Annotated in this window: 24 protein-coding genes; 3 read left to right on the forward strand and 21 right to left on the reverse strand. The window is 65.3% G+C overall.

What is annotated here, in order from left to right:
• Nucleotides 1-104: 104 nt before the first annotated feature.
• The 11 genes from DFR69_RS12570 to DFR69_RS12605 all read right to left on the reverse strand — a co-directional run bounded on the left by DFR69_RS12570 (nt 105) and on the right by DFR69_RS12605 (nt 10,857).
• Complete coding sequence (locus DFR69_RS12570) at nt 105-692, reverse strand: phage tail tube protein (protein ID WP_110037710.1); 588 nt, start codon at nt 690-692, stop codon at nt 105-107.
• A 72-nt stretch (nt 693-764) separates the two neighbouring features.
• On the reverse strand, nt 765-1,076 hold the full coding sequence (locus DFR69_RS33940; protein WP_208643964.1) for a hypothetical protein: 312 nt from the start codon (nt 1,074-1,076) through the stop codon (nt 765-767).
• Nucleotides 1,077-1,456: 380 nt separating this feature from the next.
• On the reverse strand, nt 1,457-2,284 hold the full coding sequence (locus DFR69_RS33945) for a DUF6881 domain-containing protein (protein WP_146229270.1): 828 nt from the start codon (nt 2,282-2,284) through the stop codon (nt 1,457-1,459).
• Nucleotides 2,285-2,299: 15 nt separating this feature from the next.
• Nucleotides 2,300-5,278 carry a hypothetical protein gene (locus tag DFR69_RS33950; RefSeq protein ID WP_146229271.1) on the reverse strand — a complete coding sequence of 993 codons (2,979 nt, stop codon included), beginning with the start codon at nt 5,276-5,278 and terminating at the stop codon, nt 2,300-2,302.
• A gap of 98 nt (nt 5,279-5,376) precedes the next feature.
• Nucleotides 5,377-5,991 carry a hypothetical protein gene (locus DFR69_RS12575; protein WP_110037711.1) on the reverse strand — a complete coding sequence of 205 codons (615 nt, stop codon included), beginning with the start codon at nt 5,989-5,991 and terminating at the stop codon, nt 5,377-5,379.
• Nucleotides 5,992-6,184: 193 nt separating this feature from the next.
• Nucleotides 6,185-6,952, reverse strand: a complete 768-nt coding sequence (locus tag DFR69_RS12580) for a peptidoglycan recognition protein family protein (RefSeq protein ID WP_110037712.1) — start codon at nt 6,950-6,952, stop codon at nt 6,185-6,187.
• A gap of 234 nt (nt 6,953-7,186) precedes the next feature.
• Complete coding sequence (locus DFR69_RS12585; protein WP_167456253.1) at nt 7,187-7,471, reverse strand: hypothetical protein; 285 nt, start codon at nt 7,469-7,471, stop codon at nt 7,187-7,189.
• Nucleotides 7,461-7,691 carry a hypothetical protein gene (locus DFR69_RS12590; RefSeq protein WP_110037714.1) on the reverse strand — a complete coding sequence of 77 codons (231 nt, stop codon included), beginning with the start codon at nt 7,689-7,691 and terminating at the stop codon, nt 7,461-7,463. The genes DFR69_RS12585 and DFR69_RS12590 overlap by 11 nt, the downstream gene beginning before the upstream one ends.
• A 41-nt stretch (nt 7,692-7,732) precedes the next feature.
• On the reverse strand, nt 7,733-8,512 hold the full coding sequence (locus DFR69_RS12595; protein WP_110037715.1) for a PE-PPE domain-containing protein: 780 nt from the start codon (nt 8,510-8,512) through the stop codon (nt 7,733-7,735).
• A 277-nt stretch (nt 8,513-8,789) separates the two neighbouring features.
• Entirely contained in the window at nt 8,790-9,335 is a 546-nt protein-coding gene (locus tag DFR69_RS12600; RefSeq protein ID WP_146229273.1) for an ImmA/IrrE family metallo-endopeptidase, read from the reverse strand.
• Nucleotides 9,336-10,110: 775 nt separating this feature from the next.
• On the reverse strand, nt 10,111-10,857 hold the full coding sequence (locus DFR69_RS12605) for a hypothetical protein (protein WP_110037717.1): 747 nt from the start codon (nt 10,855-10,857) through the stop codon (nt 10,111-10,113).
• Between the two features lie 326 nt (nt 10,858-11,183).
• Here DFR69_RS12605 and DFR69_RS12610 point away from each other — a divergent pair, with 326 nt between their 5' ends.
• On the forward strand, nt 11,184-11,573 hold the full coding sequence (locus tag DFR69_RS12610; RefSeq protein WP_146229274.1) for a helix-turn-helix domain-containing protein: 390 nt from the start codon (nt 11,184-11,186) through the stop codon (nt 11,571-11,573).
• A gap of 70 nt (nt 11,574-11,643) precedes the next feature.
• Here the strand turns inward: DFR69_RS12610 and DFR69_RS12615 are convergent, their stop codons facing one another.
• From DFR69_RS12615 to DFR69_RS12625, 3 genes are all read right to left on the reverse strand, one after another.
• Nucleotides 11,644-12,105, reverse strand: a complete 462-nt coding sequence (locus DFR69_RS12615) for a hypothetical protein (protein WP_110037719.1) — start codon at nt 12,103-12,105, stop codon at nt 11,644-11,646.
• Nucleotides 12,106-12,578: 473 nt separating this feature from the next.
• A complete protein-coding gene (locus DFR69_RS12620; protein WP_110037720.1) occupies nt 12,579-13,448 on the reverse strand; it encodes a MaoC/PaaZ C-terminal domain-containing protein in 870 nt (289 codons plus the stop codon).
• On the reverse strand, nt 13,448-14,806 hold the full coding sequence (locus DFR69_RS12625) for a 3-oxoacyl-ACP reductase (RefSeq protein WP_110037721.1): 1,359 nt from the start codon (nt 14,804-14,806) through the stop codon (nt 13,448-13,450). The genes DFR69_RS12620 and DFR69_RS12625 overlap by 1 nt, the downstream gene beginning before the upstream one ends.
• 155 nt (nt 14,807-14,961) lie before the next feature.
• On the opposite strand from DFR69_RS12625, the gene DFR69_RS12630 reads away from it, so the two are divergent.
• Complete coding sequence (locus DFR69_RS12630; protein ID WP_110037722.1) at nt 14,962-16,284, forward strand: acetyl-CoA C-acetyltransferase; 1,323 nt, start codon at nt 14,962-14,964, stop codon at nt 16,282-16,284.
• Between the two features lie 45 nt (nt 16,285-16,329).
• On the opposite strand, the gene DFR69_RS12635 is transcribed toward DFR69_RS12630, so the two are convergent.
• The 7 genes from DFR69_RS12635 to gnd form a co-directional block, all read right to left on the reverse strand.
• The gene (locus DFR69_RS12635; RefSeq protein WP_244198227.1) at nt 16,330-17,007 is read right to left on the reverse strand and encodes a type II toxin-antitoxin system HipA family toxin; all 678 of its coding nucleotides are present in this window, start codon (nt 17,005-17,007) and stop codon (nt 16,330-16,332) included.
• A 2-nt stretch (nt 17,008-17,009) separates the two neighbouring features.
• Nucleotides 17,010-17,360 carry a HipA N-terminal domain-containing protein gene (locus DFR69_RS35185; RefSeq protein ID WP_244198228.1) on the reverse strand — a complete coding sequence of 117 codons (351 nt, stop codon included), beginning with the start codon at nt 17,358-17,360 and terminating at the stop codon, nt 17,010-17,012.
• On the reverse strand, nt 17,357-17,557 hold the full coding sequence (locus tag DFR69_RS35745) for a helix-turn-helix transcriptional regulator (RefSeq protein ID WP_110037723.1): 201 nt from the start codon (nt 17,555-17,557) through the stop codon (nt 17,357-17,359). The genes DFR69_RS35185 and DFR69_RS35745 overlap by 4 nt, the downstream gene beginning before the upstream one ends.
• Before the next feature lie 286 nt (nt 17,558-17,843).
• On the reverse strand, nt 17,844-18,080 hold the full coding sequence (locus tag DFR69_RS34440) for a hypothetical protein (RefSeq protein ID WP_167456254.1): 237 nt from the start codon (nt 18,078-18,080) through the stop codon (nt 17,844-17,846).
• 126 nt (nt 18,081-18,206) lie between these two features.
• Nucleotides 18,207-19,199 carry an alpha/beta hydrolase gene (locus tag DFR69_RS12650; protein WP_110037725.1) on the reverse strand — a complete coding sequence of 331 codons (993 nt, stop codon included), beginning with the start codon at nt 19,197-19,199 and terminating at the stop codon, nt 18,207-18,209.
• 110 nt (nt 19,200-19,309) lie between these two features.
• Nucleotides 19,310-20,011 carry a hypothetical protein gene (locus tag DFR69_RS12655; protein ID WP_110038250.1) on the reverse strand — a complete coding sequence of 234 codons (702 nt, stop codon included), beginning with the start codon at nt 20,009-20,011 and terminating at the stop codon, nt 19,310-19,312.
• Between the two features lie 258 nt (nt 20,012-20,269).
• Nucleotides 20,270-21,301 carry a phosphogluconate dehydrogenase (NAD(+)-dependent, decarboxylating) gene (gnd, locus tag DFR69_RS12660; protein WP_110037726.1) on the reverse strand — a complete coding sequence of 344 codons (1,032 nt, stop codon included), beginning with the start codon at nt 21,299-21,301 and terminating at the stop codon, nt 20,270-20,272.
• A 335-nt stretch (nt 21,302-21,636) separates the two neighbouring features.
• Here gnd and DFR69_RS12665 point away from each other — a divergent pair, with 335 nt between their 5' ends.
• Complete coding sequence (locus DFR69_RS12665; RefSeq protein ID WP_110038251.1) at nt 21,637-23,511, forward strand: VanW family protein; 1,875 nt, start codon at nt 21,637-21,639, stop codon at nt 23,509-23,511.
• Nucleotides 23,512-23,517: the final 6 nt, after the last annotated feature.

The raw sequence follows: 23,517 nt of genomic DNA on the forward strand, positions 1-23,517 counted from the left end.
CTTTCGTTGTTGAGATGCGATACGTGCGAAATAGGGGCCCAGCGGCGGCGGGCGGGCCTGCGCATAGGTGTATTGACCCGCCGCCGTTGGGGGTCTAGAGGGGATCAGGCAGTCTTGATGCCGTCGTCCAGGTAGCGGTAGGCCTTGACGCCGGAGTCGTCCTTGAAGGCCTCGACATTGATGGTGAAACCGGCCAGTTCGTTCGACACGAACTTCTTCTCGGTGATCGAGGAGATCTTGGCGTTCGGCAGCACGATGCGCAGCTTCTTGTCCTCGGTCTTCATGTCGAAGATCCACGAGCGACGCGGCAGCACCATGCCGGTTTCCTTGACGTTGATCAGCTTGCCGGAGGTGGTGGTGGCCGCGGTGGCGGTCACGTTGTTCTCACCGAAGATCTCGCTGAGCACGTCCTGGTCCCACACCGCGTACAGGGTGAGGCCGAAGCGAACCGAGTGCTCGGTCTGCAGCTGGGCGATGATATCGGCGTTCCAGTCCTTGACGGTCTCCACCTTGCGCTCGCCGAGCGACTCGATGCCGTCCTCGGAAACGTAGCCCAGCGCCTTGAAGGCGGGAGCGATGGTGCCGGCCGCGGTGGTCGGCAGGGTGGTGTTGAGCGGCGCCACCAGGACACCGCCGGAAACGGCCAGGTTCGGGGTACCGGCGCCGATGTAGTTGCTGGAAGGCAGAGCCATTGTGTTTACTCCCTTGGGATTGTTGCGCAGGCCCTCGGGATTGGTACTTCAGTTGTTCGACTCCGTAGGGAGTCAGGCGAGGACGGTGCCTCGCACAATCAGGTCGGCGACCAGTGTGTACCGCGGTGCGGCGGTCGCCGGATCGGTGTCGTTCTCCATGCCGGCGTCTTCGACCTGGTCGCACCAGACGGTGCCCAGATAGCCGGGGGCGGCTGCACTCAGGATCGAACGCACAAGGGCGGCAAGGGTTGCTGCTCCGCCTGCGTCGTCGGTGCATTCGAGAACGACGCGAGGACGATCCAGGATCAGGTGGGCGCTTCGGCGGCCCTCCCGATCCTCGACGTCGACTCGGGCTTTTCGGTCGTTTCTGGTGATTCGAACCATGCGGCTGGGCCGAGGATCTGGGACCCGGCTGACCACAGCAGCCGTATCTGACACTGCAGTAAGCTCCAGAGCGAGATAATCAACCAGAGTTAGTTCTATATCAGGAAGCAGTATTCTTTCATTCACGTCGAATCCTTACCATAATACATTGATACGATTGGGGCCGATCAATCTGGCCACCACACGACAATAATCGACCAGGCCCGCAGCCAGCAATGGTGATACAGGTTCGCAATTAACGCATATCCGAAATAAGCTACGGAAAACACCTAGCGATTTGGTTGGCGCTACGACGTCTTGCGAAATAGTTCCCCAGCGGCACTGGCTGCGCGAAACCTACGACCAGATTAGCGCACTCCTCGTAATAGCCGATGACCATGTCAATGCAGACCAGTTACGTGAAGCCATTCGGCCTGAAACTCTTCGGGAAGGATCTCGACGCACCGGGGTGCGGATTCGGCAGACCGCGATTCATATACAACTGGTTCTTCCGAAAGTTGCACGTATGCACCATCTGAAGCGAGGGAAGCCCAGTCTGCGCTACCGTTCGGAAAGTAGCATACTTTTCGGACCTCATAGCAGTCGCCATCGACCTCCAAGAAGGACTCCAACACGTCTCTCTCTGAGACGTATTCGTGACTGATCTTCAAATAGATGTAACCGTCTTCTTCCGGAAGATATCCTCGCGCAGAAGCTTCTGCTTCCTCGCGTGGCATCTTTGGAAGGTAGCCGCTACTGGGCCCCTGGATGCGCGACAAATCCCGTGTTTCGTTACGCGAGTCCGGTTCTCGGTCAGGTGACCAGGATTCGTCCAGCTCCTCCAGCATCCATTGCGGAACGCGTGCCCGCGGATACCGGCGAAGCTCAATGCCAAGATGGGACGTGATCGACTCAACGACCTGCGGCATTTCGTCATACTCAAATGTGGTTGAAACATCACCATTCAAAACAGATATCTGCATCGACAGCCACGTTCCGGAACCCACGGCATACATCTCCCGTTTGAGTTCTGCAACTGCCCCACGGATGGCTTCAGGTAGTTTGCTATCGGAACGCCATTCGCCGTCGGCTTGGTAGGATATCTTATGAAAGGCCAGATCGCCTAGCAACGTAAATACTCCGACAACCTCAGCGCGAGTTGCCTCTATATTTTCGACCAGACCTTCGGAGATGATCCGTATGAGTTCCTGCTGCTTCGCAACGTCCATGCTACTGCACCGTCACTATCTGTTGATAATGGAGTTGATATCGCTCCAGGCCGGTGAGCCAACGAGACGATATCTCGTATGATAGATCCACGGCACTCGTTCGTCACCTCGCGGCCGCCACCCAAGGCGTGGCATGCCCGTCGGTGGCGCGCCGTACTCGATATATACAGAGACCTCGGCCTGGGTTCCGGGCGGGCTAGAAGCCAGCAATTGCGAGATTTCCTCCTCTAATCGGTAGTACGCACCTGGAGATTGGTTGACAGATTTTCGCTGTGGCGTGTAGAAAGCATGCTCAAACGGGGAACCCCACTGCACCCGAAACGTGTGCCCAGCTTCGAGAAAACTTCCTGATACCTCGCCTCGCCGTTGGTTGAACGATGACTGATAATCCTGATTTCTCGTCCTGATTTCCGCCGGGACAATTCTAACTGCGGGATTATATCCCTCCACGACCCTACCGTACGCATCAGCCCGAAGCCAAAAGTCACCGTTGACTCGGTATACAACATTGGGCAAAAGGTCACGAAGTATCGGGTTCGCACGGACATCGCCGGAAGTCGTTCCAGAAGCATTCCTCGATCCCCAGGTTTCAATGTACGTGGGGGAACCGCTGGCATCAGTGATCACAACAGTATTATTCCCCCCTTCGGTGTATTCATAGCGCGTATGTGGTTCCAGTTGAAATGGTCGATATTGTCCGTTGCGACCGTAAGGGTTCCTCAACTGGCGGCGCTGGGCATTTGACAAGGTTGCGGTCCCGCCGGCATGGCTCGGCAACGAGTAGCTGGCCAGTTCCCGATGAACGTCCGAATAGTGCGCACTGGCAGTTCGATCAGCACTGGGGGTGGTCGGTGCCGTAGTCTGGAGCCGAGCCGGCAGCACGCCCGGCATGGGAGTAGGCTCGCTAATGGTTTCAGTTCTAGCTGTTACAGCGGTTGTGACTTCAGCGAATTCGCTGACCGAGGCTGTTCGAGCGTCCCGACCTATACCAGCATGCGAGGGAATGCCCGGACCATTTCTATTCGGTTGATCGACGGAATTTCTGGCTCCAGCGTTGACAACTTCGGCCGGCAGCAGAGGCGCGGCATTCGTACGCCGGCTCGTAGGCGCGGCCGGAACCGACGCATTGGGTCCGGACCCAAATGAACGAGGAATACCGCTGCCCGCCGATGGTCTCCCGGTATCTGAAGCGAAGTTCGAGGGACCCACCGTACGGGCCGCCCCTGGGAAACTGCTGCCGTTAGTTGCAGCGAGGGCTGGGGCACCAAGCGACAGGCCGCTTCTTCCGAACGCAGTAGTTGCATTGTTGATCGCGGTGCTCACCGCGGCCGGAGGCGGTAGCTTTCCTGCGGCGTTGTTTAGCACCTTGGGGCCGAATAGCAGCATCGTGCCGAATAGCGCACGGCCGATGGTTTCGCCTGGTTCCTTATCGAATTGGGTCCAGTCGGCCCCGATGGCGAATATCGACAGCTCGTTCCCTGTCCCGAGCACGTCGTTGCCTAAACGACTCCAACTGCCGCGCCCGATGGCGATTTCTCCAACATCGATGGCCGTAATCGCCAAGCCGATGCCGATTCCGACTCCGCTTGTCGCTAGCCCCAGCCACGCCTCTTTCAGGCTGCCATTCTGGCCCAGGAGGCCCGCAATCCCCGTTTTGGTGTCGTCATAAGCTAAACCGAATCCCGTTCTGATGTTATCGGCGAATCCAGTGAACTTCTGCCAGTTGCTCTTGATTTCGGGCTGCTTGGGACTCTGCTCCGGGGCGGGCCGCACGGTTGCCGGTTGCGACGATACGATCCTTCCGAGCTCGTCTACTACCAGCCGTGAGCCATCATCGCCAACTATCGATTTCGTACCGTCCGCATGCTGTGACAGCAAATACCCTGAAACACCTGGAGTCGACGAGTGAAAACGCTCTGTTCGAGTGTTTGCGGCCGGGTCCCAAACTGTAAAGTGCTGGCCCTGCGACGTCGTCTCAATATTGGTAAAAAGGCTCGTGCCGTCGGGCTTGGGGGCGATCTCCCATCGACGGCCATATGCCGGAGATGGGGTATACCAGCCGTAACCGCGACTATCTACGTTGCCGATCTGGTTTGTAATGAGTGGACCATGTTCAGATTCGTTGGTGCGCCATATAGAAACGTTGCCATGGTGATCGACATATTTGTTTCCATAGAGGCCGGGTCCGCTACCAGGTATTTCGACCGACTGGAGGCTCCCTACAGCTACCCCATTCTCTACAAGCGGAAATGTCGTCGCTAGGTCTGGAAGGGTTCCGAAGACACTGTCGGGGTTGCCCGCGGTAGAAGTACCGGCATTATATACTTGCGTATACTGATTCGATGCTGAACTTGCCTGTTCCGCATAGAGGGAAGCGCTGCCGACGACATCAACCCATTGCTGCGCGCCTCCGTTCTCGCCGTACGCCACTCGGGATGTCCCGACAAGGACGCCGTCGCGGCTTACTTCATGGTCGACGCTCTTGTTCCCATTGCCTACCGGGATCGTGTATGTGTGAGTGAAGCCGTCGCGTACTTCGGTCCAGCGATCGCCTTCCTTCTTCCCGGAAATATCGGGACGGTCGAAGAGCGGCTTGGTGTTTTTCGGATCAGACGGCTGTGCGGTAATCGGCGAGGATTCCGCAGGGACCTCGCCGGGTTGGGCGCCGGTCCGAGGTGGAGGAGTCGTCGACTGTTGCGGCTGCGTGACCGCGGGAGGCGGAGTGGTTTGGGCTGGAACCTCCGGCTGTGGTTTCGGCGGTGGCATGCCACCGGCGTAGTTGTGCCCGCCGTAGTCGATTTTGGGCTCGTCGGCGATCGGATCCGCGACCTGCACCGGAGCACCGGGTGTACCAGCGAATGGGCCCTGATCGTTGACGAAACGCGTCGCCGGCCTTGCGATGTCGACCGCTTGGTTGTTCAGGTCCCGTTGCGCGAGGACCCGGTTATACGCTCGCGCGGCCGCGGCGGGGGTCAGGCCCTCGACATTGATCACCCGGGGTTGATCAGACCGGGCGCTTGTTGATTTGGCTCCGATCGGTGTCAGTGATGCACGCCAAGCCGCACCAGCATTCACCCAATCGGCGGCGACGCTCACCGCGAAGCCGCCGACGCATCGTCGATTCGCCGACGTAGCTCGGCCACCATCGCCGCGTACGCCTCCGACTTGGTCTTCCCCTCGACCGCGATGCCCCGGGGATGCGTGGCATGCCAAGCGCTTCCCTCGATCTGCTTCACCGAGATCTGGTCGAAGTCGTAGAACTCCTCGACGTCAGGAGTCGGCCAGTTGCCTTCGGCATCGGGCGTGATGTGGGTGCCGGTGTCGAAGGCGCCGGGGACGCCGGCGGGGGTGGGGACCCACCTGATCTCCTCGAGTTCGGGATGGACGCGCACGCCGCGCTTGACCAGGTATTCGGCGACACGGGTGGCTTGTTTGATCGAGGTGACCGTGGGTTCGGCAAGTTTGCGGCCGACCGCGCTCTTCCATTCCGGGAGGTGGATGACCGAGAGTTCTTCAGCCAGCAGGCGGACCTGCGGGTCGAGCTCATCGGTGTGGTCCGGCTCGGCGAGCTTGCCGGACAGGGTTTGCTGCAGCAGCGCCAAGAACTCGGGAGTGACCAGTTGACCGGATTCGGTTTGTACGTATTCGGTGGACGACGTAGCAGTGGTGCTGAAGTCGACCGAGCCGATGATTTCCTTGCCGGACATAGGATGTGCCTCCCGAGCTTGGGCATGAGAAAAGCCCGGGCCGACGGGCCGGGCTTGGGGGTGGGATGGTGTTCAGTTAGAGGCCGAGGAGCGGCAGGACTACCGGGGCGAGCAGCAGTGCGAGCTCGAGCAGTTCGAGTACGACAGGAAGCATGGAAATCACCTCCTCCCATCGACGTGATGGTCTGGCGCGTCAGGCGGGAGGTGTCTCGAGGGCTTTCAGGCGCTCGAGAACGTCGGCCAGGGCATCGACGACGGTCATGCCGTCGAGCTGTTCCCAGCCGCCGAACATGCCCACATCACGCTGCTGGCTACCGCACAGCTGTTCGCGGATGTCCTTCACATCGCTGCCGATCGGGCCGCAGAAAGCGGTGATGAAGTCTTGGATCTGGGCTACTTCGGCTGCGCTCATCGGAGCGTCCTCTCCGTCGATGAAAGCCTGTACGTCACGGCGGAATTCGTCCATGTCGATACCGGCGGGGTCGATTTTTCCTTCGTGCGAGTACTCGCGGTGGGCCACGCAGTCCTCGGCGGAGCGGCCGATGCGGGCCAGAATGGCCGCGCAGCCGCGTTTGTAGGCGTCGAGTTGTGCTGGGGTCCAGTCGGTTCCGTCGCCTCGGGAGACGGCTTCGATGCCGATCACGTGGTAGTTGGCGTTGTCGGTGGGCCAGCCGGGCCAGGAGCCGCGGCCCGCGTGCCAGCAGACACCCGCAGCGATCACGCGGTAGGTGCCGTCGCGTTCGAGGACGAGCTGGGCGAGCGGGCCGGGGAGGTCGGCGCGTCCGTCCTGGACGATGCGCCAGTCGTTCTTGCCGCCGCCGGCGGTGTGGTGGCAGAGGACTCCTCGGAGGTCACGGAAATCGCCGTGGCCGCGGTCGCGCCAGCCCTCGTGTTCGATGACGTCCAGCCCGGCGTCGCGCAGCACATCGGCGAGCCAGACCGGGTCTCCTGTCCAGGTCATGGACTTTCTCCTTGTCAGGGTGAAGGTTTGTGGTCCCGCCCTCGGCGATGAGGGGGAAGTGCCGAGGGCGGGACGTGCGCACCTGATGCAGCGACGGCATCTCGACCGCAGACCACCTACGGGAGACGGGCGTATCAGGGGCGCGGCATGCGGCGGGCTCGAATCCCGCACCGTATCGAGTGTTCTCCGGGGGCGTGCCGCATGCGGTTTCAGGACCGGAGCCTGGTGGCTCCGTCAGATTTCCTCTTGGAGGGTGGCCGGGATCTTGTACTGGGCCACCGGTGGTTCCTGACCGGGGACGTGCAGGCGCAGGAAACCGAGCAGTTCGTCGATGTGCCGCTGCAGTGCGCGGATCAGGCGGATCGCGTCACGGAATCGCAGCTTGTCGTCAGCGGCCTGCTCCTCGAGCGCCACCACGCGTTCACGCAGTTTGGCGACTTCTCGGGCCTGCCAGGCGGTCACGGCGCCGATCACCGTGGCTACGGCGACTCCTGTCGCCTGGACGAACTCAGGGCTCAACCACGACGCCATGTGCTTCACCCGCCGATCCGGTCACCGGCGTCACCGCGGGCCTGATGATCGCTCCGGCGATCACCGGCGTGGCCAAACCGTAGAGAGTGAGCAGGGTTTCCACCCACGCTATGTCGACTTCACGGCCGATGAGGTACGCGACCACACCGGTCACCGCGACGAGTATCGACCGGATCAGCGCGGGCTCCGGCACCTTGCTGATACGCATGATGTGTTCCTTTCCAGAAGGTTCGAGCGCGAGGGCGGTGATCAGATGCGGCCCTCGGCGACATCGCGGTTCAGCGCCTGGGCCAAAGCGCGGGCGTGTCCGTGGCGCACGTAGTCGGTGGTGTGCCTGCCGTCGAACAGATATCCGCGGGCATAGGCGACAGCACCTGACCACTGGCGCCAGTTCGCCGGTGACCACCAGCGCTGCAACTGGTTTCGGGTCGCGGTGTCGAGCATCCGTTGCGCCCAGCGGACCGCCGCGTGCGGACTCGCGAAGCTGAAGAACGCACTCAGGTCCGCGATGGTCCGCAACGGATTGCCGGCGGGGAGCGCCGTGATGGGATCGCCGGGAGCCGCTGCCCAATACGCCGGAACACCTTCGATCGGCCGTTCGCCCACCACGCCGTAGCCGCCGGGGTCGACCTCGCCGAGGTACTGACCGGCGGGTCGCCGTGGATCCGCGATCAGGGCGCACGCGATCACCTCGCGGCCGGGATGTTCACCGCGTCCGATCTCCGCTGCCACGTCGCCGGCGACCGCCGCACCCTGCGAGTAGCCCGCGAGAACTACTGGATTGGGCGTTCTGTCGATCGCGGCGAGCAGTGCCCGTTTGCCTTCGGCGACACTTTCGGCGTAGCTCACATCGGTGCCGTAGTCGGCGGGATAGGCGACCATCCGCGGGGTGAACATCGATCGGTTCAGCGCATCGATGAACGCGCCCGTGACGCCGTCACCACCGGGATTCCAGGTGCCGCCGACCACGAGGACATCGATGGTGCGGGCGTCCTTACTCGGCCGACCTTTCGGAGACCACAGGGACATGTTGATACCTCTCTGGAAGGGGAGGTCCCGCTCCGGACGACTCACGTGTCCGGAGCGGGACCGATTCGCCCCTGCGCTGCGACAACGCCTGCGACCACAGATCCACTGCGGGAGACGGGCGCGTCAGGGGCGGGCATGCGGCGGGCTCTGAACCCGCTGGATCACGCTTGTTGTCCGGGGGCCTGCCGCATGAGCTGGTAGGTCGGCGCTGAGGCGCCGATGACAAAGCCCCCGATCCGAGGACGGAATCGAGGGCGTGGTGTGGTGGCCGAACCGGCTATCGGTGATGTCGGCCAGGAGCCAGCTGGCGCAACATCTCCCCGGAGCTGGCAGCCGGCCACAGACAGCGGTAGGGGTACGGCGTCGTCATGCCGGGAAGCCACCCGAGGCGGTTGAGCAGGTGTACCGGAATCACAGCGAATTCGTCGTTCGCCAGATGTTGCAGACGCCAGCCGAGGAGGAACTCGGTGACGCCGAGGATGGCCGCGACATCGGCCAGGTTGTTGGCGATCTCCAGTGCGTCGCGCAGGCTGCTCACTGGGATCAGCCGATGCGCTACGACATCGTGGACCTGCATCTCGATACGGCCGCGCCAGCGCTCGCCGTCCAGCGCCGCGGCCAGCTCCGGCGACTCGGCCATCTCGATGTGGGCGACCGAATGCGCGATGACTTCGTTCCGCACATGACCGGACAGGTCAGCTTGGATCAACACAGCGCGATCGGCGACCGACCAGTAGGACACGAAGTCGTACACCACGGCCGAATCCACCCGGATTCCTTGGCTGAAAGCCACTTCCTGGGCATTGAACCCGTTGCGCTGCACCGCGATATCTTGTCGGTCGTACCGTGCGGACTCCGACTCACCTTCAACACCCATGGGACACACAACTCTCACGTCTCGGCACCGATCTCGACCCAGCCGCACCGTCACCACCTGGACAGCGCGGGAATCAGGTCACCGAGCTGAGTGACGGCCCGCCGTCCGCGCCGGTCGTAACGACCGCCAACGCTCGACGGCACCGGCGACGACTTGCAGGTCCTCTACGCAGATTTCGGAGAGGTCGATGTGCCCGGACCGGTTCCACCGCGACGCGATCGATTCGTCCCCACGCCGTACCGTTCCACCACTGTCGTGGACAGACCGTTCTTCTGTGGGCTTGCCCGAGTCGTCGGGCGTGAACGCATCGTATGCACCTGACACAAGAAGACCTCACCCAGCAGCCGAAATACAGGAGGCTCTCGGTTGAGAGCACGCGTCCCATTCTAACGTCGACGAAGACGTGGACCTCGATCAGGATCTGAGGGGGAGGCGTTCGAGAAGGGCGAGTTCTGTTGGCCCAAACTACTTTTGGGCATGCGAATTCCCGCTGCGACTAGTTTGCACCGCCACTCTTCGATTGTCAACTCCCCCTGAGGATCTGCCCGAAATTGCAGGTAGAAGTACCTGCGCCGCCTGCCACCACCGCGCGTACCGCACCGAAATCCACGGTGGCCTAAGGGTTTAACGACCGTCGTGAGATCGGTTCGAGATGTGTCCACACAACGCCAGCGGGGCGCCGGCAACACTGTGCCGACGCCCCGCTGGGTCTTTCCGTTCGCTATGCCTCTGTTCGTCTGCGCACCGGCAAGGCCAGGTGCGCGTCCAAGACCTCACCGACGACGTACAGTTCGGGCCAGTCGCGCGACCAAGGTCCGGGGACCGGCCGAATCAGCCCGGCCGCACGCAGCGTCCGCATGCGCCGCACCGTCAGGCCGCGGTACTCGTCGCCGAGTTGCTCAGCCAGCTTGCCGATCCCGGCGGCGTTGAGCCGGACCGCCCTGGCGCGCGCCACGAGGTCCGCATCGACGGCATCCGCGCCAATGGGCGGGCAGACGATCGCCTCTGCGGCGGCCACTGCGGCCGCGATTTCGCCGGGAGCGGCCTCGACCCCCTCCGTCATCGCCAGAGCAATGATGTTGCGCTGCAGCCACTCCGCCATACCGGCGATGCTCACGTCACCGTTGTAGGTGATTCCACGCTCTTCGCAGACCAACCGGATCCAGGACACCAGCACGGCTTGCAGGTCGTCCTCGGCGCGGGCTGCCGCCGGATTGAACGGGAGTCGCTGTTCCCGCGCGCCGTCGCGCGTGCGGTAGTCCACAGCACCGAGCCGGGTCTGACGTGTGCGCGCATCCGCCAAATCCTCAGCCAGATCGGGAATGTCGCCGAGGGTGCGCGCCAGCTCCCTGGCAACAGCCCGATCCAGGTACAGATGCGTGTCGTCCACCCATCTGTCCAGCGGGGTCACACCGCACGAATCCTCCCGCGTGCGGTTCGACGCCGTCACGGCATCGCCTGTGGCCATGTACTTTCCCCTTCAGTCGAGAGCGGGCCCCACGGCCCAGGTCGCACCCTGGCGTAGCGCGGCCGAAGATGGATGCGCGCCTGGGCGGTGTCAGGGAGCGACTCCCAGTGAGACCCACAATCCAACACTCGTTGTATGCAACGTTGTTAGAAGGCGCGTGTCAAGCGGGGACGGCAGATCCGCTTACCCAGTTACCTGGCGCCACAAACAAATTCGCTGTGTACTGTTAGGATTGACAATCATCGACCAGGCCGTATTCGCAAGTTCGCAGCTCAGCGGTGCATGCACTTCATGCATCAGTGCAAACAATCTGCTACCCTGAGTACATGGTGAGACAACGGAGCGCGGTGGTCCCGCCCGAGGTCAGCGCCACCCTGCGGCTTGCTCGCAAGGAGCGCGAGATGTCGATGGACCGCGCCGCCAAGGCAGCACGAATCAGCACCAGCTTGTGGACACAGGTGGAGAACGGAACCCAATACAAGCGGGGCCGCAAGGTGCCCGCCAGCACGACCGCCGAGACTCTGCAGGCGATGGCGGCGGCCGTGGGCCTCGATGCCGAGCCCTTGTTGCAGCAGGCTGGACTCGATCCGGTCGAGGCAGTGGAACCCGCGGCGGCACCCGCTAATGGGATCGTCGACCTCTCCGGGTTGTCGGAGGGTGATCTGCGGATCGTGGCGGCCTACGTGAATGGAATTCGGGCTGCTCGGCGTAATTGATCCATCTTCAGCCTAAAAACGCCGAATGCCCCACCTGAAGAGGTGGGGCATTCGGCGTTGTGGGAGTGGATCACTCGGTGGCTTCGGTCTCCGGCTCTTCGGCGGCGGAGGAGCCGGCGAGCAGGCCCTCGAGGACGGCGGCCAGGCCCTCGGCGGAGCCGGTCTCGACGGGCTCTTCCTCGTTGATGGCGGCGGCGTCGGTGGTCTCGGTCTCTTCGGCGCCGGCGGAGCCGGTGGTCAGGGCCTCGAGGAGGGCGGCGAGGCCGGTGGCGGAGCCGGTGTCGGCCTCGGGGTCGGTCTCGTCCGCGATGACCTTCTTGGCCTTGTCGGCGGTCTCGGTGCCCGCGGAACCGGAGCTCAGGGATTCCAGGATGGCGGCCAGGCCGTCGGCCGAGCCGGTGCCCGCCTCGGTCTCGGTGCCGCCGCCGGTCGCCGGCGGGGTGGTGTCCTCAGCGGTTGCCACACCGGTACCGAACATGGCCAGACCCGCCGCGACGACGATGCCGAACCCGAGCGTGCGGAACTTCTTCATGAAACTGGAACCCCTCGATTGAAAGCATGAATGCCGACGTCATCGCCGGTCCACGAAGTTCTAACACGGTGCTGATCGATGGCCCCAGCCCGTGGTTTTCGGGGCAGGCTCTGGGCGGATGCCGGAATGTTGCTGGCGGCGAGGGTGGTAATCGACTCGTCGCGAGGGTTTCAGATCGATTCCTCGAGTCGCGGGAATTCGCACCGCGTCCGATTCGGTGACAGAGAATCGTTTCCGCTGCGCAATCGATCAAATGAGAGGCGAACAAAATGCGAACGAGGGGTGTTTCGAAAACGGTGAGTAGCATCCCGATGGCTAACTCCGAGTAATACCCAGCTAACCATCGGTTCATGCCATGATTGATCTCACTGTAACAAGTGCCAGACTATGAACGATTGCGCCGCAACGCTGTTCAGAAAATACTACGGGCCGCACACCCTTTCGGATGTGCGGCCCGTCGAATTCCCCTGCGATCAGCGCAAAGTCGCGGTGAGGTGGGGGTAGCCCTTCTTGGGGTGCAGCATGGAGAGATCCCAGCCGCCGCCGACCTGTTCGGCGTAGATGTTCACTGCGGACGGCAGGAAGATCGGCTTACCGAATTTCACCGAGTACGTGGTCTTTTCAGGAACGCGACCCTCGATGGTGCTGAGAATGTTCGCGGCCGACCACATGCCGTGGGCGATGGTCTTCGGGAAACCCATCGCCTTGGCGCCGAGGCCGGAGACGTGGATGGGGTTGCGGTCGCCGGACGCGGCGGCGTAGCGGTTGATCATCTTCTGATCGACGCGCTGCACGCGCAGCGGGGGCGGCGGCACCTCCTCCACCGGCGGCTCGGGCTTCGGACCGCCGGACAGCGACGTGCGCTGCTGGTGCAGCATGGTCGAGACCTGGCGCCAGACGAGTTCGCGGCCGACCCGGATCTCGGTCACCGCGTCGATCAGCAGACCCTTCGGGTGCTCCCGGAGGTTCTCGATGTGGGCGGTGAAATCGAGCGGCTCGGCGACCGAGATCTCCCTGGTGCGCTCGATGACGTTGCCCAGGTGCACCGAACCCACCGCGGTGAACGGGAAGTCCCGCGCCACCAGCAGTTCCATCATCAGCGGGAACGACAGGATGAACGGGTACGTCAGCGGCAGGGTGTCGCTGAAGCGCAGACCGGTCGCGTGGCAGTACGCGGCCAGGTGATCGGGGTCGACCTGGAACCCGTCGAGGACGACGCGGCGGTCGGGCAGGGCCGGCTTGCGGCCCGAGAGCGGGCCGGGCAGCGGGACGGCGCCCAGCGCCGCCTTCGCGTACAGCCCGCCGTTCTTCGGTACCTCGGTGAGGGTGATCGTCTGGGTCATCAGGCGCCGATCAGGCTCTGCCCGCAGACGCGAACCACGTTGCCGCTCACCGCGTTCGACGCCGGGCTGGCGAAGTAGGCGATGGTCTCGGCGACGTCGACGGTCTGACCGCCCTGCAGCAGCGAGCTCATCAGGCGGCCTGCCTCGCGGGTGCCGAGCGGGATGGCGGCGGTCATCGCGGTCTCGATGAAGCCGGGGGCCACCGCGTTGATGGTGATGCCCTTCTCCGACAGCAGCGGGGCCTCGGCGTCGACCATGCCGATGACGCCGGCCTTGGAAGCGCCGTAGTTGGTCTGGCCGCGGTTGCCCGCGATGCCGGCGATGGAGGACACGTCGATCACGCGGCCGCCCTCCTTGAGCACGCCCTTGGCCACCAGCCCGGTGGTGATGCGGTGCGGAGCGGCGAGGTTGACGTTGATGACCGAGTTCCAGCGGCCCTCGTCCATATTGGCGAGCAGCTTGTCGCGGGTGATGCCGGCGTTGTGCACGACGATGTCGATGCCGCCGAAACGCTCGGTGGCGAACTCGGCGAGACGCTCGGCGGCGTCGGGCGCGGTGACGTCCAGGGCCAGGGCGGTGCCGCCGACCTTGTTCGCGGTCTCGGACAGGGCCTCGCCCGCGGCGGGGATGTCGGCGACGATGACGGTGGCGCCGTCACGCGCGAAGACCTCGGCGATGGTGGCGCCGATGCCACGGGCCGCGCCGGTGACGACGGCGACCTTGCCCGCGAGCGGCTTGTCCCAGCTGGCCGGCGCCACGGACTCGGCCTTGCCGACCCGGATGACCTGGCCGTCGACGAAGGCCGACTTGCCCGAGAGCAGGAAGCGCAGGGTGGACTCCAGGCCGGTCGCGGCGGCGCCCGCCTCGGGGTGCACGTAGACCAGCTGACCGGTGGCGCCGCGCAGCAGCTCCTTGGCGACCGAGCGGGTGAAGCCCTCGAGCGCGCGCTGGGCGATCTGCTCGTCGACCGAGCCGACCAGCTCCGGCGTGGTACCCAGAACCACGACACGCCCCGAAGGTGCGAGGTTGCGCATGGCGGGCTGGAAGAATTCGAACAGCTGCGAGAGCTTGTCGATGGAGTCGATGCCGGTGGCGTCGAACACCAGGGCGCCGTACTTGGTGCCCGCGTCGAGCGAGTCCGCGACGGTGTAGTCCGCCGAGAGCAGCGCGCGGACCGGCTCGGCCAACCGGCCCTTGCCGCCAAGCAGCACCGGGCCGGGCAGGGCGGGCTCGCCCGCCTTGTAACGGCGCAGCTCGGCCGGCTGGGGCAGACCCAGCTTGCTCGCCAGGAACGCGCCGGGGGCGGAGTGGATGAAGGATCCGTAGAGGTTGGGTGCGCCCTTGCTCTTGGCTGCCACTGTTCCTACCTTCTCTGTGCTCGACGTGTATGTGACCGTGCTCGCCCAGTGTCCCCCGTGTGAGCTCACATTTGCGGGTACGGTGTCGACAACGAACTTACTCCAGAGTAAGTTGGATGACAACCGATCACCCGACGAGACCATGGAGAACTCGAGTGACAAGCAAAGCCCGCTCGGCGAAGACCCCGGCCAAGACCGCGAAGACCCAGCGCCCGGTCGCGATCGTTGGCGGTAACCGTATTCCGTTCGCTCGCTCCGACAAGGCCTACGCGAAGGCGTCGAACCAGGACATGTTCACGGCCACCCTGGACGGGCTGGTCAGCCGGTTCGGCCTGCAGGGTGAGCGCCTGGGCATGGTCGTCGGCGGCGCGGTGCTCAAGCGCGTCGGCGAGCACAGCCTGATCCGCGAGAGCGTGCTCGGCTCCAAGCTCTCGCCCTACACCCCTGCCCACGACCTGCAGCTCGCCTGTGGCACCGGCCTGCAGTCGGTGGTCACCGTCGGTGACGCGATCGCCATGGGGCGCATCGAGTCCGGCATCGGCGGCGGCGCGGACACCACCTCCGACGCGCCGATCGGCGTCAGCGAGGACATGCGCGAGTGGATGCTCACCGCCAACCGGGCCAAGACCAACAAGGACCGGCTCAAGCTGGTCGGCCAGCTGCGCCCCTCGATGCTGGGCATCGAGATCCCGCGCAACGCCGAGCCGCGCACCGGGCTGTCGATGGGTGAGCACGCCGCCATCACCGCCAAGGAGTTCGGCATCGCCCGCGAGGCGCAGGACGAGCTGGCCTACCTCTCGCACAAGAACATGGCCGCCGCCTACGACCGTGGCTTCTTCGACGACCTGATCACCCCGTTCCTCGGCCTGACCCGCGACGACAACCTGCGTCCCGGCTCGACCGTGGAGAAGCTGGCCACCCTCAAGCCGGTGTTCGGCACCAAGCTGGGCGACGCCACCATGACCGCGGGCAACTCCACCCCGCTCACCGACGGCGCGTCGGCGGTGCTGCTGTCCAGTGACGAATGGGCCGCCGAGCGCAACCTGCCGGTGCTGGCGCACCTGGTCGACTCCGAGGTGGCCTCGGTCGACTACATCCACGGCCCCGACGGCCTGCTGATGGCGCCCACCTACGCGGTGCCGCGCATGCTGGCCCGCAACGGCCTGACCCTGCAGGACTTCGACTACTACGAGATCCACGAGGCCTTCGCCTCCGTGGTGCTGTGCACGCTGGCCGCGTGGGAGTCCGACGCCTACTGCAAGGAGCGCCTCGGCCTGGACGGCGCGCTGGGTTCGATCGACCGCAGCAAGCTCAACGTCAACGGTTCCTCGCTCGCCGCGGGCCACCCGTTCGCCGCGACCGGCGGCCGCATCGTCGCCTCGACCGCGAAGATGCTGGCGGAGAAGGGATCCGGCCGCGCGCTGATCTCCATCTGCGCCGCGGGCGGCCAGGGCGTCGTCGCCATCATCGAGCGGTAGTCTTCGCTGAACGGATAGCGGCGGCGCCCGACCCGGGTGTCGCCGCTATTCGGCGAGCTTCGCCAACTCGCCCCTGCGTAGCCGAAGCTCGCGCAAGGTGTGGTTTCTCGGCGACCCAATGATCGGTATCCGCTCGAAATCGACTGCGGCCGCGGCTCGCAGCGCCAGTCGCTGCGCCGAGACCGCGGCCTTTCGCGGCAAGCCGATCTCCCCAGCGAAATCCATCCAGTGGTTCGCCCGCAGGTTCTTTGTGCGTCCGGCGATGGGCAGCGCCATCGAATCATCACCGTAGACGAGGGTGCAAGGTATGTCGTAGATCGGCGCGACTGCCCATCGGCCCGCACTGTCGCGCAGTGCCCCGACATTCTTTCCGTGCAGGTCACCGTTTCCCGTCAGCCAAGCGAATACGAACTGCAAGTAGAGATTTCGCACAGCTACCAGCGGCGCGCCGACCACGCCAGCCAACGCCGCGACGGCATCGACGGCATCGACGCCGTATTTGGCAGACGGCGGCAGACCGAGGATTTGGGTGGCGTCTTCGAACGCCAGGCGCTGCCATGACCCGCTCTCGAAGACGCGATCGAATCGACGGACGAGGAGACCGGGCAGCCCGTCCTTGTCGTACACGAGATCCGCCTCGGAAACCAGGAGCTTCATCACGTGCGCCGCACTGAGGTGCGCCGCCTCGTTCTCGATCAGGTAGGGGTAACTCGGCTGCGACAATTTCAGGATGAATCGGCCGATGGATATACCTGAACATCACCTGGCGCATCCGCTCCGACGGCCAGCAGCAGACTGAGTTCATCATTCACACTCGTCTTCACCGCCCGACGCAATACCGTCAAGCGGTGGCCTTCTGGGAGTAGGCCCGCGAAGAACGCCGGCACAGAACCCGATGCGCTGATAACCGGCGCGGCATCCACGGGGAGGGTCGATGCGACAGGGTCACCGGAGTATCCGGGCAAATAGGCGAACTCCGTTCCGCCCCCTTTCGCTCTGGTGATCGAGGCAGCTAGACACCCCGCCTTGTAGACATCCGCACCGCGCACTCTGCGCAGTGCCTCGAGGTCCGTCATGGCATGACCTGTAAGGTCAGCCCGACCGCACCCGCCACAGCGGCGACGGTGCCGATGCTGGTCGAACCGGTTCCGTGCTCGATGTCTCGCACAGTGCGCGTCGACGCGCCCACCATCTCCGCGAGCTGCTCCTGTGTCAGTTGGTGACGCCGCCGCTCAGCACGGATTCGGGCGCCTATCTCACTCAAGGCCTCCACCAGCCCACCCTTCAGCGGCAGAATTCTGCCGATATGGTCGCCAACTTAAAAGAGTACGGCACAACAGAGTAGTTCGGCAATATTCTGCCGCTTCTGCCGGAAGTGGCGCATGTGAGTGATTCACCAGGACTTATTCGGCAATATTCTGCCGATTGAAAGCCGGGCCGCGACGCCCGGAGCGCGCCCGCGGCGGTACCAGCGACAGCCGCGGTGGCGACCGAAGGACGAATCAGCTGGAGCTACAGGCGCTCGGCGCGCGCCGATGGCGTCGGCGCGCGCGTGCTCGTCAGCGGCACATGGGGTTCGGGTGGGGCTCGGCGGCGCCCCAGGGGCCGCAGATGATGAGCTTCATGATGCCGAGGGGGAAGTCGATGAGGGCGGAGCCGGTGCCGGCGGAGCCGGTGCCGGCGGAGCCGGATTCGGCGATGACGGCCGGGGCCGCGGTGGGCGCGGCGAGGGCGGGGGCGGCGCCCGCGGTGGCGATGCCGGCGACAGTGGCGGTGGCGACCAGGACTCGGATCATTCGACGGTGCATGAGGTGCCTTTCGATAACACTGGGTGGAGCTGATCAGAAGATCGGGCGGCTCAACCTGTTCGTTACCAACACTTTCTGAACTTTATTATCTGAAACCCTTTGCGCCAGAAGGGTTTACTCCGTGCCGATGGCTTCGGCGAAGAGCGGCCAGGACTTGTGCAGATCCTGTTCCCAGTACTTCCAGGTGTGCGTGCCCGCCGGGCGGAATTCGGTGTGGGCGGGGATGTTCAGGTCGGCCAGGCGGGCGGCCAGCCGCTGGGTGCACTGGTTGGCCGCGACCTCGATGGCGCCGCCGAGCAGGATCTGGTCGGTCATGCCGATGACCTTGCCGGGGGTCGCGCCGGGCGGCAGCGCCTCGGCCGCGCCGGGGAGGCCGGTGGCGCTCGAGAGGTAGATCGTCTTGCCGCGCAGGCGTTCCGCGTTGAGATACGGGTCGTTGGCGCGCCAGGCCGGGTCGCCGGGGGCGCCCCACATGTTGGCCGGGTCGGCGCCGGCGCGCGCCAGGACGAGTTCGACGGCGGTGCGGCCGAGCGGATCGTCGACCGAAGCGCAGCCGCTGTAGGCGCCGACGGCGCGGTAGCGGTCGGGCGCGGCGATGGCCAGATTCAGCACGGCCGTGGCCGACATCGACAGTCCGGCGATGGCATTGACGCCGGTGGTGTTCAGCGTCGCGTCGATGATCGGCGGGAGTTCCTCGGTGAGGAAGGTCTGCCACTTGTTGCGGCCCAGTTCGGGATCGTCGCGCAGCCAGTCGGTGTAGTAGGAGAACTTGCCCGCGGCCGGGGTGACGACGTTGACGTTCTTGTCGCCGAAGAACTGCACGATGTCGGTCTGGTTGTACCAGTTGGCGACATCCTCGCCGCCGCCCGCGCCGTTGAGCAGGTACAGGGTGGGGCGTGGCGCGCTGGTGTCGTGCGGGGTGATGACCTGCAGCGGGATCACCCGGTCCATCGCCGCCGAGTAGACGTGCAGCATCTGCTGCCGCTGGCCCGGCCGCTCGATCCGGTCCAGCCGCGAGCCGTCGGCGCCCGCGGCGCCGATCGAGGTCGCCGAGAGCACCAGGGTCAGTGCCGCCACCACGGCGGCTCGCAGAGTGAACACGAACATGCTTCCTTCACCGAGCTGGCAGCCGGGCCGGCTGCGGCCGAACGAGTTTCATGGACCGGGAACGCCGGGGCGGCAGCGCGAGACCGCCCCGGCGACCAGGTGCCGGGCGATCAGCTACCGATCAGATTGCCCAGCACGTCGGAGAGGATCTCGCTCAGCGAACCGGTGGAGCTGAGCTGGCCGTCGGAGGAACCGAGACCGTTGTCGCCGAGGCTGCCGATCACGGTCTCGCCCGCGTTGGCGCCGCGCGCGGTGAAACAGGCGGTGAGCCCGGGCATTTCGTTGCTGACGCCCACGGTGCCCGCGACGCCGACGCCACCGCTGGTGACCTGCTGGCCGACCTTGACGCTGTCGGGCACCGGGTAGGTGATGGTCAAGGTGACCGGGTTGCCGGAGTTGACGAACCAGCCGGTGCTGGTGACCTTCCAGCCGCCGGCGTTGGGCTCGGCGGTGACGTCCTCGGTGACCTGGCCGCCGATGGCGTGATAGGCGGTGATGGTGGTCTTGGTGGGCGCGCCGAAGCCGACCGGCGGGAAGTCGGTGATGGTGTTGACGTAGGGGTTGCCGATGCCGGTGGTGCCGACGATCACCTTGTAGGTGACCGAGGTGCCGACACCGATCTGCTCCGCGCTGGCGATCTTGTCGTAGACGTGGGTGACGCCGACGGTGCTCGCATCCTTCTTCTGGGCGTGGCTGCTCACCGCACAGCCGGTGTCGGCGGCGGCGACGCCGGAGCCGAGCCCGACACCGACACCGGCGACGACCAGTGCGGTGGTGGCGACGCCTGCGGCGATGCGCGAAGTCCGGAACATGATTTCCTCCAAAGCCCCGGCGAACAGCAGCCGGGATGAATCCTCATCGAGTGGTACACCCCCTCTGACCTGAAGGTATCCGCCGGACTGGACGGTTGTCCTGAAAAATACGAACGTTGTGGAACATTGACGTTTTACTATTTTCCAGGGGACTTTCCGCGTAGCATCCGAAGATTTCGCCCCATCCCGATCCGACCCGAAAACGACGAACCGGCCTCCCCTCGGGCGAGGGAAGACCGGTCGCGGGCGTCAAGGGGGCTACTTCTCGGGCAGCTCGTTGTGGCCGCCGAACGCCTTGCGCATGGCCGAGAGCATCTTGTCGGCGTACAGGGCCTCACCGCGCGAGGAGAAGCGCTGGAACAGCGCCGCCGAGAGCACCGGGACCGGGACCGCGGTGTCGATCGCCGCGTCGATGGTCCAGCGGCCCTCGCCGGAGTCGGAGACGCGGCCGCTGAAGCTGTCCAGGTTCGGGTCGGCGTAGAGGGCGCCCGCGGTGAGGTCGAGCAACCAGGAGGCGACGACCGAGCCGCGCCGCCACACCTCGGTGATGTCCGGGATGTCCAGGTCGTACTGGTAGTACTCGGGGTTCTCGAGCGGGGTCTCCTCGGCGGAGTGCTCACCGCCGTCGTGCGCGGCGCCCATGTTCGCGTGCTGGAGGATGTTCAGGCCCTCGGCGTAGGCGGCCATCGCGCCGTACTCGATGCCGTTGTGCACCATCTTCACGAAGTGGCCCGCGCCCGCGGGGCCGCAGTGCAGCCAGCCCTGCTCGGCGGGGGTCGGCTCGCCGGTGCGGCCGGGAGTGCGCGGCGCCGCGTCGACACCGGGGGCGATCGACCGGAACAGCGGCTCGAGGTACTTCACCTGCTCGGCCTCGCCGCCGATCATCAGGCAGAAGCCGCGCTTCAGGCCGAACACGCCGCCGGAGGTGCCGATGTCGAGGTAGTGGATGCCCTTGGGCGCCAACGCCTTCGCGCGCTTGATGTCCTCGTGGTAGCGGCTGTTGCCGCCGTCGATGATGATGTCGCCCGGCTCGAGCAGTTCCGACAGCTCGTCGATCGCGGCACCGGTCGCGCCCGCCGGGATCATCACCCAGACCACACGCGGCGCGTCGAGCATGGCGACGAATTCCTTCAGGTCGGTGCTGCCCTTGAAGCTGTCGCCGAGCTCGGCCGACAGCTCGTCGATGTGGCCCTGATGGCGTTCGTGACCGACGGCGGTGTTCCCGTCCCGCACGATGCGGCGCACGATATTGGCGCCCATCCGGCCCAGGCCGATCATTCCCAGCTGCATCAGTTCTCCCTCGTTGTCCGGTGCCTGGTGTCGAGTCTCACGTCAGATTGTCCCGCGTCGCCGCGCGGGGGTGCGGGGCGGCGTCACCTCGGCCGGAAAAACTTTCCCGAAACGGCCTGTAACGCCCTGGATCGAGGGCCGATAAACAGATCGGCTCCGTGTAGTTGCCAGACCCCCGACCCGGCAACTACGCGGAGCCTTCCTGCTGTCCATACGCTGTTGCCAGGCTGCCGAGGGCGACGAACACCATTACCCTTGGCCCGGGGCCCACAAACATCGGGGCCAGGCGCACCTGATTCCCAGACGTCGCCATGACACCCAACGGAAGGACCTCCGTGCCCAGCCAGTCGAACGCCGGCGGACCGGCAGACCGACACCAGGGCGAGGTCGGACTACGCAAGCTGCTCGAAGCAAATCGCACTTTCGATGCCGACACCACCGCCCTGCCCACCCAGCCGATCAGCACCGTGACCCGGGACCGCTGGTCGCCCGCGCCGAGCACCCAGCAGCCGCCGACCGGACCGGGCAACAACCAACTGGCCAAGCGGATCGGTATCGCCGTCGGCGCCGTGTTCGCCCTCGGTACCGCCGCCTACCTGGCCGATCTGGCGCTCAGCAGCGGCGAGGTGCCGCGCGGCGTCGTCGTCGCCGGGGTCGAGGTCGGCGGGATGGACAAGGCCGAGGCCGACAACTTACTGCGTGCGCAGCTCGGGCCGAAGGCCGAGCGCCCGCTGGCCGTGCGCATCGGCGACGTCCGCGACACCATGGTGCCCGCCGAGTCGGGCCTGCAGGTGGACTGGAACGGCACCTGGGCCGCCGTCGGCGACCAGCCGATGAACCCGTTCCGCCGCCTGATCTCCCTGTTCGGCACCCGCGACGTGCCCGTCGTGAGCACCGTCGACGCGGCCGCGCTCGACCGCAAGGTGGCCGACTTCCAGGCGCACGACAACCCCACCGTCGAGGGCACGGTGCGCTTCGAGAACGGCACACCCGTCGCGGTGCCGCCGGTCCCGGGCCGCGTGCTCGACACCGCCACCGCCCGCGCCACGATCATCGACCGCTGGGCCGCGAGCAACGAGCTGGAGCTTCCGGTGATCGCGGCGCCGGTGGCCGTGCGTACCGAAGCGGTACAGGCCGCGCTGCGCGACATCGCCACCCCGGCCGTCGCCTCCCCCATCACCGTCACGGGCAAGGACGCCGAGGGCAAGAACGTCCAGGGCGTGCTCAGCCCCGAGCAGATCGCCGGGGTGCTCGGCTTCGTGCCGGACGGCAACGGGGGCCTCGCGCCCAAGATCGACGAGGCCGCCGCCGTGGCCGCGCTCGCGCCACAACTCGCGGCGTCCGAGGTGGAACCCAAGGACGCCACCTTCACCGTCGGCGCGGGTAAGCCCACCGTGGTGCCCGCCGTGGTCGGCAACAAGATCGACTGGCCGAAGACGCTGGAGAAGCTGCCCGCGCTGCTGACCCAGCCGGGCAACCGGACCGCCGAGGCGGTGTACCAGCGGGTCGAGCCGAAGCTCACCACCGAGGCCGCCAACGGCCTCGGCATCAACGAGATGATCGGTGAATTCACCACCGGTGGCTTCAGCGGCCCCTCCGGGGTGAACATCCGCACCGTCGCCGCGAAGGTGAACGGCGCCGTGGTGAAGCCGGGAGACACGTTCTCGCTCAACGAGTTCACCGGTCCGCGCACCGCGGCCGAGGGATACGTGGAGTCGGGCATCATCGACAAGGGCAGGCCGAGCACCGCGGTCGGCGGCGGCATCAGCCAGTTCGCCACCACGCTGTACAACGCCGCCTACTTCGCCGGGATGGAGGACGCGGGCCACACCGAGCACAGCTACTACATCTCGCGGTACCCGGCGGCGCGCGAAGCCACCGTCTTCGACGGCGCGATCGACCTGGCCTTCCGCAACACCGCCGCGACCGGCGTCTACATCCAGACCGTCGCGACCGGCTCGGACATCACCGTCCGGCTGTGGGGCACCAAGACCGTCGACGTGGAGTCGATCACCGGCGAGAAGTCGAAACCGACCGAGCCGCAGGAGATCACCCTGCCCAAGGGCAAGGACTGCATCGCCTCCGAGGGCGCGCCCGGCTTCACCATCTCCGACACCAGGGTGATCACCGATCGCAAGACCGGTGCGCAGGTGTCGCGGCACACCAGGACCGTGAAGTACGACCCGATCCCGATCGTGAAGTGCGAGTGAGGGTTT

Source organism: Nocardia neocaledoniensis, assembly GCF_003182135.1.
Lineage (GTDB): Bacteria > Actinomycetota > Actinomycetes > Mycobacteriales > Mycobacteriaceae > Nocardia > Nocardia neocaledoniensis.

What these genes read in the sequence shown, in the direction of transcription:
- DFR69_RS12570 (WP_110037710.1), bottom strand. Translation starts at nt 692, where the DNA reads ATGGCTCTGCCTTCCAGCAACTACATCGGCGCCGGTACCCCGAACCTG.
- DFR69_RS12620 (WP_110037720.1), bottom strand. Translation starts at nt 13,448, where the DNA reads ATGACCCAGACGATCACCCTCACCGAGGTACCGAAGAACGGCGGGCTG.
- gnd (WP_110037726.1), bottom strand. Translation starts at nt 21,301, where the DNA reads ATGCAGCTGGGAATGATCGGCCTGGGCCGGATGGGCGCCAATATCGTG.
- DFR69_RS12590 (WP_110037714.1), bottom strand. Translation starts at nt 7,691, where the DNA reads ATGCGTATCAGCAAGGTGCCGGAGCCCGCGCTGATCCGGTCGATACTC.
- DFR69_RS35185 (WP_244198228.1), bottom strand. Translation starts at nt 17,360, where the DNA reads ATGACGGACCTCGAGGCACTGCGCAGAGTGCGCGGTGCGGATGTCTAC.
- DFR69_RS33945 (WP_146229270.1), bottom strand. Translation starts at nt 2,284, where the DNA reads ATGGACGTTGCGAAGCAGCAGGAACTCATACGGATCATCTCCGAAGGT.
- DFR69_RS12655 (WP_110038250.1), bottom strand. Translation starts at nt 20,011, where the DNA reads ATGTTCCGGACTTCGCGCATCGCCGCAGGCGTCGCCACCACCGCACTG.
- DFR69_RS33940 (WP_208643964.1), bottom strand. Translation starts at nt 1,076, where the DNA reads ATGGTTCGAATCACCAGAAACGACCGAAAAGCCCGAGTCGACGTCGAG.
- DFR69_RS12610 (WP_146229274.1), top strand. Translation starts at nt 11,184, where the DNA reads ATGGTGAGACAACGGAGCGCGGTGGTCCCGCCCGAGGTCAGCGCCACC.
- DFR69_RS12605 (WP_110037717.1), bottom strand. Translation starts at nt 10,857, where the DNA reads ATGGCCACAGGCGATGCCGTGACGGCGTCGAACCGCACGCGGGAGGAT.
- DFR69_RS12650 (WP_110037725.1), bottom strand. Translation starts at nt 19,199, where the DNA reads ATGTTCGTGTTCACTCTGCGAGCCGCCGTGGTGGCGGCACTGACCCTG.
- DFR69_RS12575 (WP_110037711.1), bottom strand. Translation starts at nt 5,991, where the DNA reads ATGTCCGGCAAGGAAATCATCGGCTCGGTCGACTTCAGCACCACTGCT.
- DFR69_RS34440 (WP_167456254.1), bottom strand. Translation starts at nt 18,080, where the DNA reads ATGATCCGAGTCCTGGTCGCCACCGCCACTGTCGCCGGCATCGCCACC.
- DFR69_RS12595 (WP_110037715.1), bottom strand. Translation starts at nt 8,512, where the DNA reads ATGTCCCTGTGGTCTCCGAAAGGTCGGCCGAGTAAGGACGCCCGCACC.
- DFR69_RS12615 (WP_110037719.1), bottom strand. Translation starts at nt 12,105, where the DNA reads ATGAAGAAGTTCCGCACGCTCGGGTTCGGCATCGTCGTCGCGGCGGGT.
- DFR69_RS12580 (WP_110037712.1), bottom strand. Translation starts at nt 6,952, where the DNA reads ATGACCTGGACAGGAGACCCGGTCTGGCTCGCCGATGTGCTGCGCGAC.